Origin of the sequence: Streptomyces sp. CCM_MD2014, from assembly GCF_000772045.1 — a bacterium.
GTDB classification, from domain to species: domain Bacteria; phylum Actinomycetota; class Actinomycetes; order Streptomycetales; family Streptomycetaceae; genus Streptomyces; species Streptomyces salinarius.
Window position 1 is genome coordinate 8,149,760 of the sequence record NZ_CP009754.1, and the last position, 12,581, is coordinate 8,162,340.

General features: G+C 70.3%; 7 protein-coding genes and 1 pseudogene. 2 read left to right on the forward strand and 6 right to left on the reverse strand.

Translation table 11 applies throughout. The features are described 5' to 3' along the window. Positions 1 to 32: 32 nt before the first annotated feature. The 3 genes and pseudogenes from NI25_RS40860 to ctaD form a co-directional block, all read right to left on the reverse strand. Positions 33 to 113: pseudogene (locus tag NI25_RS40860) on the reverse strand (hypothetical protein); the annotation flags it as partial. 150 nt (positions 114 to 263) lie between these two features. Next, positions 264 to 638: a hypothetical protein gene (locus NI25_RS36520; protein WP_061446581.1), complete on the reverse strand. Its 375-nt coding sequence runs from the start codon at positions 636 to 638 to the stop codon at positions 264 to 266. After that, on the reverse strand, positions 635 to 2,380 hold the full coding sequence (gene ctaD / locus NI25_RS36525; RefSeq protein ID WP_107071978.1) for a cytochrome c oxidase subunit I: 1,746 nt from the start codon (positions 2,378 to 2,380) through the stop codon (positions 635 to 637). The genes NI25_RS36520 and ctaD overlap by 4 nt, the downstream gene beginning before the upstream one ends. Before the next feature lie 387 nt (positions 2,381 to 2,767). Between ctaD and NI25_RS36535 the strand changes: the two genes are divergently transcribed. Next, on the forward strand, positions 2,768 to 4,567 hold the full coding sequence (locus tag NI25_RS36535; protein WP_061446584.1) for a glycoside hydrolase family 35 protein: 1,800 nt from the start codon (positions 2,768 to 2,770) through the stop codon (positions 4,565 to 4,567). Positions 4,568 to 4,628: 61 nt separating this feature from the next. Here NI25_RS36535 and NI25_RS36540 read toward each other — a convergent pair whose 3' ends face one another. Then, entirely contained in the window at positions 4,629 to 8,672 is a 4,044-nt protein-coding gene (locus tag NI25_RS36540) for an endo-alpha-N-acetylgalactosaminidase family protein (RefSeq protein WP_061446585.1), read from the reverse strand. A 290-nt stretch (positions 8,673 to 8,962) separates the two neighbouring features. Here NI25_RS36540 and NI25_RS36545 point away from each other — a divergent pair, with 290 nt between their 5' ends. Beyond that, entirely contained in the window at positions 8,963 to 10,048 is a 1,086-nt protein-coding gene (locus tag NI25_RS36545; RefSeq protein WP_061446586.1) for a LacI family DNA-binding transcriptional regulator, read from the forward strand. Positions 10,049 to 10,142: 94 nt separating this feature from the next. On the opposite strand, the gene NI25_RS36550 is transcribed toward NI25_RS36545, so the two are convergent. Then, the gene (locus NI25_RS36550) at positions 10,143 to 11,036 is read right to left on the reverse strand and encodes a GNAT family N-acetyltransferase (RefSeq protein ID WP_061446587.1); all 894 of its coding nucleotides are present in this window, start codon (positions 11,034 to 11,036) and stop codon (positions 10,143 to 10,145) included. Between the two features lie 33 nt (positions 11,037 to 11,069). Then, positions 11,070 to 12,539 carry an amidase gene (locus tag NI25_RS36555; RefSeq protein ID WP_061446588.1) on the reverse strand — a complete coding sequence of 490 codons (1,470 nt, stop codon included), beginning with the start codon at positions 12,537 to 12,539 and terminating at the stop codon, positions 11,070 to 11,072. Positions 12,540 to 12,581: the final 42 nt, after the last annotated feature.

Sequence of the window (12,581 nt, forward strand, 5' to 3'; positions counted from 1 at the left end):
AACCGGTTGTCGCCGAAGGGCGGGGCCGCGTAAGGGATCCCGAGGACGGCGACGACGTCCGCGCGCGCCCGAAAACCCCGGACCGCACCGTGTTCCGTGGGGAACACGTCCACCGAGACTGCCTCTCACCGCATGCCGAAGGACCAGGGTGCTTCAGCTTGGCACGGGGCGGCGGACCAGGACCGACCCAGATCACCCGCATTGACGCGCCGGTGATGTCAATTCCCGCACGGGGTGGGCCGGTTCGAGCCTCACCGCCGTGGCTACCGCAGCCAGATCCAGGCCATGGCGTGCAGTCCCGTGGCGGACGCCAGCGCGGCCGACACCCAGCCCGCGTGCCGCCTGAGCAGGGCGCGGCGCAGCTGGAGATAGCGTCCCTCGTACTCCTGGCGCAGCTCTCCGGCCCGTGTCACGGTCGCGCTGAGCATGGCCCGCACCAAGGTGATCCGGTGGTCGACATAGTGCCGGGTGAAGTCTTCGGCCTGGGCCGTGGTCATCCACGGCATCCGGTCGCACAGCGCCCGTGCCTCGGCGCGGGCTTCGTCGTAGTGGGCCTGTGCCCGCAGAAATCCCTCCGCCTGCGTGGCAATGGCCGAGGCGTCGCCCGCGGGCGGGTGCGGGCGACGACCGCCGGTCATGACCGTTCGCCTTCGTGGCCTGCCGCGTCGATCACGTCACGCTGGCCGGTGTTCTCCTTCTGGTCCAGCGACGTGAGGTCGAAGTGGTGCAGGTCGAAGGCAGGGGATTCGGAGCGGATGCGGGGCATGGTGCAGAAGTTGTGCCGGGGCGGCGGGCAGGAGGTCGCCCACTCCAGTGAACGGCCGAAGCCCCACGGGTCGTCCACGCCGACCGGCTTGCCGTACTTCGCCGTCTTCCACACGTTGTACAGGAACGGGAGCATGGACAGGCCCAGCAGGAACGAAGAGATGCTCGAGATCGTGTTCAGGGCGGTGAAGCCGTCTGCGGCCAGGTAGTCGGCGTAGCGGCGGGGCATGCCCTCGGCGCCCAGCCAGTGCTGGACCAGGAAGGTGCCGTGGAAGCCGACGAACAGCGTCCAGAACGTGATCTTGCCGAGGCGCTCGTCGAGCATCTTGCCGGTGAACTTGGGCCACCAGAAGTGGAAGCCGGCGAACATCGCGAACACCACGGTGCCGAACACCACGTAGTGGAAGTGCGCCACCACGAAGTACGAGTCGGACACGTGGAAGTCCAGCGGCGGCGAGGCCAGGATGATGCCGGTCAGCCCGCCGAAGAGGAAGGTGACCAGGAAGCCGGTGGACCACAGCATCGGCGTCTCGAAGCTGAGTGATCCCTTCCACATGGTGCCGATCCAGTTGAAGAACTTCACACCGGTCGGGACCGCGATCAGGAAGGTCATGAAGGAGAAGAACGGCAGCAGCACGCCGCCCGTGACGTACATGTGGTGGGCCCACACCGTCACCGACAGGCCCGCGATCGCGATCGTCGCTCCGACCAGACCCATGTAACCGAAGACGGGCTTGCGGGAGAAGACCGGAAGGATCTCCGTCACGATGCCGAAGAACGGCAGCGCGATGATGTACACCTCCGGATGCCCGAAGAACCAGAACAGGTGCTGCCACAGCAACGCGCCGCCGTTGGACGAGTCGAAGATGTGGGCACCGAACTTGCGGTCGGCCTCCAGCGCGAACAGGGCCGCGGCCAGCACCGGGAAGGCGAACAGGACCAGCACGGCGGTCAGTAGCACGTTCCAGGTGAAGATCGGCATGCGGAACATGGTCATGCCCGGCGCGCGCATGCAGACGATGGTGGTGATGAAGTTGACCGAGCCGAGGATGGTGCCGAAGCCGGAGAAGGCCAGACCCATGATCCACAGGTCACCGCCGATCCCGGGCGAGTGCTCCGCGTTGGACAGGGGGCTGTAGGCGAACCAGCCGAAGTCGGCGGCACCGTTCGGGGTCAGGAACCCGGCCACCGCGATGAGCGAGCCGAACAGGTACAGCCAGTAGGCGAACATGTTCAGCCGGGGGAAGGCGACGTCCGGCGCGCCGATCTGCAGCGGCATGATCCAGTTGGTGAAGCCCGCGAACAGCGGCGTCGCGAACATCAGCAGCATGATCGTGCCGTGCATCGTGAACGACTGGTTGAACTGCTCGTTGGAGAGGATCTGCAGACCGGGCCGGGCCAGCTCGGCGCGCATGAAGAGCGCCATCACTCCGCCGATCAGGAAGAACGCGAAGGACGTCGCCAGGTACAGGGTGCCGATCGTCTTGTGGTCCGTGGTCGTCAACCACTTGATCACTGCGTTGCCGGGCGTCTTGCGCGCAAGAGGCAATTCGTCCGCGTAATGGTCGCCAGCTGCGGGGCTGTGAGGCCCTTCGACGGTGGTCACAGCGAGCATGCCTCCAGATACTTTGCGTCAGGTACGGGGGCATTCTCGTCGCGCGAAGCGCAGCAGGACGCCGAAGGCAAACGAAACGCCGGTCGGCGCGGGCTCATTGCACTCGAACGGGCCAGGCGTGCTCGGCGGCGGCCGGAGGGCGCCCCTTCGGAACGCGTCCCCCGCGAGCCTCTCCGCAGCGGGACGCGGAAGCCCCGCCGACCGGTCGGACATGGGTGCGCGCGAGCCGGGCACCGTCGTTGGCATCGATAACATCGTCTGCCATAGTTCCTGTGCACGGGCGAAAGTCCGGCAAGGCATCGATAACATGATGAGCCTGTACACAGTGATCACCTTCCTCGCGCGCCGGAGGCTCTGGCGCGCGGGCATGACCGCTGGAGCCGTCACGTGACCACCTCCTCCCCGTCGGCCACCCTGACCCACGCCGGCGGCACCCTGTTGCGGAACGGGCGCCCGCACCGCCTCCTGGCGGGCTCGCTGCACTACTTCCGGGTCCATCCCGGCCACTGGGCCGACCGGCTCCGGCGGCTGGCCGCCCTCGGCCTGAACACGGTCGACACCTACGTCCCGTGGAACTTCCACGAGCGCACCGAGGGCGACATCCGCTTCGACGGCCCGCGCGACCTGGCCGAATTCGTCCGGCTGGCCCAGGAGGAGGGGCTGGACGTCATCGTGCGGCCGGGCCCCTACATCTGCGCCGAGTGGGACAACGGCGGCCTGCCCGCCTGGCTGACCGGCACCCCCGGGATGCGGCTGCGCACCTCCCACGGCCCCTTCCTGGAAGCGGTCGACCGGTGGTTCGACGAGCTGATACCGCGCATCGCGGACCTCCAGGCCGGCCGGGGCGGACCGGTCGTGGCCGTGCAGATCGAGAACGAGTACGGCAGCTACGGCGACGACCACGGCTATGTCCGCCACGTGCGGGACGCCCTCGTCGCCCGGGGCGTCACCGAACTGCTCTACACGGCCGACGGACCCACCCCGCTGATGCAGGACGGCGGCGCCCTGCCCGGCCACCTGGCGGCGGCGACCTTCGGCTCCCGCCCCCGCCAGGCCGCGGAACTGCTGCGCTCCCGCCGTCCCGGGGAGCCCTTCTTCTGCGCGGAGTTCTGGAACGGCTGGTTCGACCACTGGGGCGAGAAGCACCACGTCCGGCCGGCGGCCGGCGCGGCGGAGACCGTCGGCGACATCCTCGACGAGGGCGGCTCGGTGAGCCTCTACATGGCGCACGGCGGCACCAACTTCGGCCTGTGGGCGGGCGCCAACCATGACGGCGACCGCATCCGGCCGACCGTGACCAGCTACGACTCGGACGCTCCCATCGCCGAGAACGGTGCGCTGACACCCAAGTTCCTCGCCCTGCGGGAGAGACTGACCGCGCTGGACGGCGCGGGAACCCCGCCCCCGCCGCCGGCCGAACCGCCGGTGCTGGCACCCCGCGCACTCCCGGTGACCCGGCACGCGGCCCTGCTCGGCGGGCTGCGCGCGACGGCCGAACCGGTGCACGCACCCCTGCCGCTGAGCTTCGAAGAACTCGCCCTGGACTCCGGCCTGGTGCTCTACGAGGCCGAACCGCTGCTGCCGCCGGGCGACCACGAACTGACCGTCACCGGCCTGCACGACCGCGCCCAGGTGTTCGCCGACGACGCACCGGTCGCCGTACTGGACCGGGAGACGGCCTCGTTCACCCTCTCCGGAAACGGAGCACCCGTCCGGCTGGCGCTGCTGGTGGAGAACCAGGGACGGATCAACTACGGTCCGCTGCTGGGCCAGGGCAAGGGCATCCTCGGGGGCGTAAGGGTCGAGCGGCGGCTGGTGCACGGCTGGACGATGCGTCCGCTGCCGCTCGACCGGTGGACGCCGCGGGACGTCGCCCGTGCCGCGGCGGCGGCCCCGCCGGAGGGCCGGGCCGGTTTCGCCACCGCGGTCCTGTCCGTGGCCGAGCCCGCGGACGCCTGGGTCGCCCTGCCCGGCTTCGGCAAGGGCTTCCTCTGGGTCAACGACACCCTGCTGGGCCGCTACTGGGAGATCGGCCCGCAGACCACCCTCTACCTGCCCGGCCCGCTCCTGCACCCCGGTGACAACACGCTGACCGTGCTGGAACTCGAACGCCTCGGCGACCGCCTCACCCTGCACGACCGCCCCGACCTCGGACCACCGGAGGAATACGTGGAGACCTTCGACTGACATCCGCGCGCACGGCGAGGTGCGGCCCACCCCTCGGGGCGGGCCGCACGCGGTCGCTGACTCAGCGGGTGCCGGCGGGGCGTTCGCCCGGCGGGTAGCCCGTCGGCAGCTCCACGGGCACGCCGTACACGCGCATCTCCGCGGCGGCCGCATAGGGCTGCCTGTTGAGGGCGTTGAGCGCGGTGAACCGGACGTAGGAGGCGCGGACCCGGTCGAAGGAGACCCGCTGCGTGCGCGGGACGTCCTCCAGGGTGCCACCGGCCACCGTCGTCCAGTCCTTCCCGTCGTCCGACACGGCGACCTCGTAGTCGGCCACGCGCCCGTTCGGGCCGCCGCTCTGACGGCCCAGGTATCCGAACCCGTCGATGTCGGCGGCGCCGCCGAACTTCAGCGTCACCCAGTGCGGATACGGCGCCTGGGAGGCCGTGTAGTCGGTGTGCCAGATGGTGCCGGCGTCACCGTCGAGGACGTTGGACACCGGTCCCTCGCCGGGCCCCGAGGAGGTGTTCTCCGAGTCGGCGGTCGCGGTCATCGAGCCCGGTGAGAGGACGGGTTCGTCGGTCACCGAGGCCCGTGCGCCGGCCGAAACGGTCTTGGTGTCTCCGCCGTGGGCGTACGTGGCGGTCACCTTCCACACGGGGGAGGTGTCCGTCGTGCCGGCCGGCGGGGTCAGCAGCCAGGCGGTGCGCACGGTCGCGCCCGGCTCCACGCTCTCGAAGAGGTTGCCGTTCTTCTCCTTCACCTCGGCCTTCCAGCCCTCGGGCAGGCCGGGGAGCGCGATGCCGACGTTCACGGCGTCGGCGGACTCGTGGTTGGTGAAGGCCGTGACGTACTCACCGGGTACGCCGGGGCTCAGCTCGACGCCGTTCGGTGCCGTGACCGCCGCGCAGGCGGCCCCGGTCTCCGCCACGCCCAGGTCGGTCACGGTGAAGTCGTCGATGACCAGGTCGGCGCCCCGGGCGCTGCCGAGCTTGCGCAGCCCGACCCAGGTGTCCCCGCAGCCGGCGACGATCTCACGGGAGTAGGCCGCCGTGTCCAGGGCCGGCTCCAGGACGTCGCGGGTGATGTCCCGGGAAGTGGTCTTCCCGTCCGCGACCCGGTCCGCACCCGTCACCCAGGCCCACTGGCCCTCGATGTTGGTCTGGTACGAGAAGGAGACCCGGTACGTGTGGCCCTCCTCGAAGGGCACCGTTGCGGGGGTCGTGCGGTGGACCAGCCCGGTGTTCTCCGCGTGGGACTTCAGCGAGTGCCGGCCGGCCAGTACGTCGTCGACCGCCTTGCCCTTCAGGGCCCCGGAGTCGTAGGGGGAGTAGGTGTTCTTCCACTCCTTCTGGCTGTAGGGCTCGTGCAGGTCGCTGATGCTCGTGCGGGGATCGGTGACGCCTCCGGCGTCGCCCTTGACGAACGGTCCCCAGCCGGGCTGGTTGCCCTCGAAGTCGTCGTGGGCGATGACGGTGCCGTCCTCGGCGGTGGGGAGGGGAGCGGTGGTGTCCGCCATGACGCGCACGTCGTCCAGTACGACCGGGGCGCTGCCCGGGACGGCCCCGAGTTCCACGGTGACCGTACCGCCGCGCGGCGCGGTGAACGAGACGGAGGCTCGCTGGGAGTAGGTGTCCCGCTTCTCGTCGGAGGCCATCCTGTTCCGTGCCGGCGTGATGTCGAAGCTCCGGGCCTCCGTGTCCGTTCCGCCGCGCACCCGCAGGGTCGTGGCCCGGCGTGCGCCGGGGCCGATCTCGACGTCCGCGCCGAGCGTGTACCGCTTGCCCGGGGTCAGACCGCGGACCCGCTGAGAGATGCCGGAGGCTTCGTCACCGAGTCGCACCACGTTGTCGCCGTTGTCGGCCCGGACGATCCGCGCGCCGCCCCGTGCGTTCCAGTCGTCCAGGTCCCCGCCGTTGAATCCGGGGTCGGACAGCCCGGTGAACTCGCCGTAGTGGGCGCTGCGATGCGGTGCCTTGCCGCCGTTCGGCACGAGGACGTAGGGCTGAGCCTTCTCGGCGGTGAGGGTCACCCGGCCGTCATGGGCCTTCACCCGGGCCTTCTTCGCCCGGCCCTGGTCGTTGAGTTCGTAGAGAGTGAAGTTCTGGTTGCCCGCGAACTGTTCGGTCAGTTCGAAGGTGTGCTCTCCGCCGGACGCGCTGTAGAAGTACATCTTGTCGGCGTCGCCGGGCGAGGAGACGCCGTCGCCCTTCGCGCTGCCCCAGGGCAGCAGATAGGTGTCGCCCCGGAGGACTTCGGCACCGCCCATGGAGATCCGCCGCTCGCCGTCGACGGACTCCACGCTCACACCACCGGTGAGCTTGGCGGACTTGCCGAGCTCCCAGTCCAGCACCTCGTAGTGCTGGAGGAACTTGGTCGGCAGGTTGTCGGTCCAGATGTTGCGGTAGAAGGCGTTCCAGTCGTCGTGACCGGTCCACCCCTCGAACTCGACGACGCTGGCCCCGCCGAGCAGCGGGTCGACGTTCCACACGTCGCGGTCGGCGTTGGCGATGAACCGGACGATGTTCGAGTTGATGCCCTTGTTGGTGGCGCCGCCGTAGTTCTTGTCGGCGGCCCAGTGCGACCACACCGAGGAACCCTCGAACTTGTACGCCCACTCGGTGGCGACCTCGAAGCCCATCTTGCGCAGCTCGGCGGCCAGGCCGTCGGCCAGCCAGCCGCTGGAGTAGTAGGCGTCGATGTAGACGGTCTTGATGCCCGGCGCGTCTTTTCGGAGTTGCTTGAACCGGTCGAGGACGGCGCCGGTGCCCAGGTCCTTGCGCTGGTCGATGTGGTAGGCCTGGTTGAGCCAGTCCCACCCGTCGGGCTGGCCCTCGACCATGTCCTCGGTGAAGGTCTTCGCCTGTGCGTAGGCCTCGGTGGCGTTGACGTGGACGGCGAAGTCGGCGTTGTAGCCGGCGCCCGTGCGGGTGAGGCGGTTCAGATCCTTCCAGCCGCCCGCGCGGACGTTCTCGTTGCCGCCGTAGTCGGGGTGGGCGGAGTCGTGGCCCTCGCTCGCGTACCCCTTCTCCAGCACCCACTGGCCGAGGTTGTCGGTGGCCATGGAGATGCGCTTGGTGTTGTCCAGTGTCTTGAGGAACGGGTTGGTCGCCTGGCCGGCGAAGTTGAACGGGATCCGCTGGACCACGCGCTCGGGCACCCGCTCCGCGCCGAGCGGGCTGCGCATGTGCGCGCGGTGGGCGATGGCGCCGTCCTGCCAGTCGACCGTGCCGTCCTCGTTGGCGTCGGCGGCGAGGACCACGGTCGCCCGGGGCAGCTCGTAGGTGTCGACGCGGGGGTCGGTGGCGCCCTCGGGGTGGTAGGTGTAGGTGCCGACCGACAGCTCCGCCCGGCGCCGGCCCTCGCCCGCGTCGACGATGCGGGACTGCAGGCGGCCGTTCCAGTTGGTGTTGTCGTCCTGCGGCGAGTCCTCGGTCGCGTTGGTGATGACGCCCGCCGAGAGCTGCGCGTTGCCGACGAACGCGTACGGGGTGCCGACCGGTTCCCTGTCCGGGGACGTGCCGGCCGTGATGGGGATGAAGCGGTCGGCGGTCGTCGTCGAATCCGTGGAGATCTTCGTCCGCGCGAGGTTCGCGCCCGGGTCGGAGGAGTCCACGGAGACCAGGGACTGACCGGGGATCGCGAGGGTGTGCACGGTCGAAGCGGCCGTGCCGGAGATCTTCTCGACGGCGAAGACGACCGTCGTGTCCTTGGTGACCGTGATCGTGGAGGTGATCGTGAGACCGGGCAGGTCCTCGAACACCGAGGTGTAGGTCGCCCTGCTGCCGTGCGCCGTCATCGTGGTGGTGGCACGGTGGGCCTCGCCGTTGACGGTGAAGCTGTCCAGCGCCGTCGCCTGCCCGCCGAGAGTGCGCTGTCCCAGCCGGTAGGAGACGATCTGGGGGAACTCCCTGGCCACGGTGACGGTCAGACCGCCCTCGCTCAGTTCCACCGCCGTCGCAGCCGGAGCCGGGGAGGAGGCGGTCCGGGGCGGGGCCGCGCCCGCGGGGACGGCGGCGGTCGACAGCATGCCGAGGGCGAGGCCGAGCGCCGCGGCGACGGTGCCGGAACGCGGCACTCGTCTGCGTCCGGGCGGGCGGGGTGACGAGGGTGCCTTGGTGTCCACTGGCTGACTTCCTCCTCGGTCGGACGGGACATGGGGTCGGCCTGCGGTCTCGGCGCGCGGTTCCCGACGAGTGCCCACCGCGGTGTTATCGCTGCCATCCAGTCGTCACTTCGGCTCCCGGGTGTCTGCTACGGCACTTGTCGACGAGACCCGCCCACGCGAGGTGGGCGTTGGCGGGAACTATGGCAGAGGATGTTATCGATGCCAATAGGGGTGGCCTGGCTAGACTCAGAGGCGGACCATCACCTGCGCCGACGGCTCGGGCCACGGTGTGAACGGAGAGGCGAGCGATGGCATCGGAAACACCAGGAGCCGGCGGAACGCCCGTGAACAAGCGGACGGTCGACGACGGCGTCGCACGGCAGCCCGGCATGACCGACGTGGCCCGGCTCGCCGGAGTATCCGCCCAGACGGTGTCACGGACCCTGTCCGGCCATCCCAACGTTCAGCACAAGACCCGCGCCAAGGTGCTGGCCGCGGTGGAGCAGCTCGGCTACCGCAAGAACAACGCGGCGCGGATACTGTCGTCCGGGCGCAGCCGGACGATCGGCGTCATCACGTTGCAGACCACCTTCTACTCCCGCGCGAACCTGATCTTCGGCATCGAGACCGCGGCGCACGAGGCCGGCTACTCGGTCAGTACCGCGACCACGGCGTCACTGGACACCGCGGCCATCGAAAGCGCGTTGTCCCGGCTCGCGGAGCAGGACGTCGAGGGAGTGATCCTCTCCGTGCCGCTGGTCCACGTGAGCCCCAGGATCGAGCAGCTCACGCGCTCGGTTCCGACCGTCACCGTCGACGGATCGAGGACCTCGGCGACGGAGGTGGTCGCCGTGGACCAGACACTGGTCGCGCGCCTGGCCACACGCCATCTGACCGAACTGGGCCACGAGACCGTCTGGCACGTGTCGGGGCCGAAGGAGTGGCTCGACGCCGCCAGCCGGTGCGCCGGCTGGCGGGACACTCTCGTGGAGGACGGACTGTCCGTGCCGCCGGTGCTGGAGGGAGACTGGACCCCCGCCTCCGGGTACCGCAACGGACTGGTCCTCGGCAAGATCCCCGACGTCACCGCGGTGTTCGTGGCCAGCGACGAGATGGCCTTCGGCGTGATCCGGGCGCTGCACGAACTCGGCCGCAGAGTGCCGCAGGACATCTCCGTCGTCGGGGTGGACGACATCGCGCTCGCCGAGTACTGCTCGCCTTCGCTGACCACCGTGGCCCAGCCGTTCGCCGAGATGGGCGCCCTCGCGGTCGCTCACCTGATGCGGTACATCGCGGACCCGGCAGCGACACCGGAACCCGCCTCGGTCGAGCCCGTGCTGGTCGTGCGGGGCAGCACGGCGGCGATCGAAAGCCCTGCGGCACGGCAGCCCTGAAACGGCGCCGGTCGCACCGGCTGCCACCGCGCCGCCTCGCACGGTCCCCGCGGCGGGGGAGGGGCGGCGTCCCGTGACCGGTATGCGTCCGACGTCACCGCAGCCCGGCCCGTGGCGCGGCGTAGGAGAACCCGTACCCGGCGAAGTCGGCGACGTGGACGTACCCGAGGCGCTGGTAGAGCGCGTTGCTGGTGGGATTGCCCGGGTCTGCGAACAGGACCACGTCCGTCGCCCCTGCGGCCTGCGCGGCCCTGCTCGCCTCGGCCGTCACGGCCCCCGCGTAACCGCGGCCCCGGACGTGGGCGGGGGTGTAGACGGGGTCCACCCGGACCATGCCCCCGACGACCGGGGTCGAGGCCGCCATGGAGACGGGGACGCCCTCCGGGGTCTCCCAGAAGGTGAACCGCCTGTCGCCGAAACGCGATTCCTCCCAGGACCCGGCGTCGATCATGTCGAGGGAGGACCGCTCGCCGACGGCGACGCAGAACTCACGGCACCACCGCACGATTTGCTCACGGTCCTTGCCACTGGTCGGCCGCCCCCGGCCGTCCGGGGGCGGCTGCGGTGGCGTGAGTGTGCCGAGACGGTACAGATGCGTCCGCCAGAAGGGCACCGACGCCGCACCCGTGCACCGCCGCCACGACTGCGCGAAGGCACCGGCGGTGTCATGGTCCGCGATGACGTGGGCGGGAGAGTGACCGAGGGCGGCCAGACGGGCGGCGAGGACCTCGGTCTGCCCCGGCGGGAGGGGAGTGAGGCCCAGACGTCCTCGAGCAGTGAGACAGAAGGCGGCGCGGACCTCGCCCGCCGACTCCAGCCGTCCGAAAACGCCGGATTCGGCATCATGATCGGCCGTCCCGCGTACCCGCAGCTTCTCCAGGTCCGTCAGCGGTGTGTTGTGCAGGGCGGCGCGCGAGCGCAGGAAGTTCCCGGCCCGGGCGAGGAAGTCGTCGACGTCTTCGGTGAGGTGCCAGTCGTCCGAGAGCATGCTTCATGGTCCCGGACTCTGGCGCCGGTCGCCTCACTCCGGCAGCGTGCCGCCGTGCGGTGCCCGGAAACCGCCGATCCGCTGCTCGAGCAGTTCGGCCAGTCGCAGCGGCGTGCGGTCCTCGTACATCGGACCGACGATCTGTACGCCCACCGGCAGGCCGCCGGGAGACGGGCCCGCCGGTATCGCGGTGGCCGGCAGGCCGGGCATCGTGGCCAGACCGGCCCAGACGAGCTGGTCGAAGAACGGGTACTCGACGCCGTCGATGTCGATCCGGCGTTCCAGCAGATCGGGATCGTGGTCGTGCGGGAACGCGGGAGTCGGCGTGATCGGGCACACCACGGCGTCGAACTCGGCGAAGAACCGCCGCCAGCCGTGACGGTGGAGTTCACGGCGGTCGTTCGCCTCGAGCCAGTCGCGGTGGCTGAGCACCATGCCGCGCAACCGAGCCGCGTCGAGACTGCGGTCGTCCGCGCTCAGTCCTGCGGCGCGCGCACGAAGCTGCTCGTACGCCTCCACGGGAAAGCGCGCTACGGAGCCCGAGAACAGCAACTGCGTGTAGAGCGTCGCGGCTTCGGCCAGGTCGGGCAGGAGCGGAGTGTGCCGTTCGACGCGGGCGCCGCCGTCGACGAGTGCGTCGGCCACTCGGTTCACGCCGGCCCGTACGGCGGAGCCGGTCGGAATCAACGGATGCTCGTCGAGGACCAGGACCCGGAAGTCGCTCAGCCGCTGGTGGCGTGCGAGCGGCAGCGTCAGGTCGTGCGCCACGCCGAGCGTCAGCGGGTCCGGCCCGGCCATGACGTCGAGCAGGAGCGCGAGGTCGCGGGCGGTGCGCGCCATGGGGCCGACGACCGCGAGGTCGAGGTCGACCGGCAAGGCCGGTGCGGGCGGTGGGACCATGCCACGGTTCGCCGCCAGCCCCAGTGTCGGCTTGTGCGCGTAGACACCGCAGAAGTGTGCGGGCGTACGCAACGAACCGCCGATGTCGGAGCCGATGGACAGCGCGCCGAAGCCGCACGCCAGGGCCGCCGCCGAGCCACCGGACGATCCGCCCGACGTGCGCGTGTGGTCCCACGGGTTGTTGGTCGTTCCGTAGATGTCGTTGAAGCTCTGCAGATCCTGCAGCCCCAAGGGCACATTGGTCTTGCCGAGCATCACCGCGCCGGCCTGCCGGAGCCGCGACACCTGTACCGCGTCCTCGGCCGGCACATGGTCCCGGTACTGAGGCATGCCCCATGTCGTGGGCAGCCCGGCGACGTTGTAGGACTCCTTGACCGTCACGGGAACACCGAGCAGTGGCCGGTCCTCGCCCCGGCCGCGCGCCCGGTCGGCGTCGCGCGCGGCGGCCCGCGCACGGTCGAAGTCCGGCACGCAGATCGCGTTGATCGCCTTGTCGTCCCGCTCGATGCGGGCGATCGCCTCGTCGGTCAGCTCCACCGATGTCACTTCACCGGCACGCAACGCGGTCACGAGGTCTTCCGCAGCATGAAATTCGTACCCCATGCGCCGACCGTACTGACCTCACGGAGAAGCCATAAAATGCCG

What these genes read in the sequence shown, in the direction of transcription:
- NI25_RS36520 (WP_061446581.1), bottom strand. Translation starts at nt 638, where the DNA reads ATGACCGGCGGTCGTCGCCCGCACCCGCCCGCGGGCGACGCCTCGGCC.
- ctaD (WP_107071978.1), bottom strand. Translation starts at nt 2,380, where the DNA reads ATGCTCGCTGTGACCACCGTCGAAGGGCCTCACAGCCCCGCAGCTGGC.
- NI25_RS36545 (WP_061446586.1), top strand. Translation starts at nt 8,963, where the DNA reads ATGGCATCGGAAACACCAGGAGCCGGCGGAACGCCCGTGAACAAGCGG.
- NI25_RS36550 (WP_061446587.1), bottom strand. Translation starts at nt 11,036, where the DNA reads ATGCTCTCGGACGACTGGCACCTCACCGAAGACGTCGACGACTTCCTC.
- NI25_RS36555 (WP_061446588.1), bottom strand. Translation starts at nt 12,539, where the DNA reads ATGGGGTACGAATTTCATGCTGCGGAAGACCTCGTGACCGCGTTGCGT.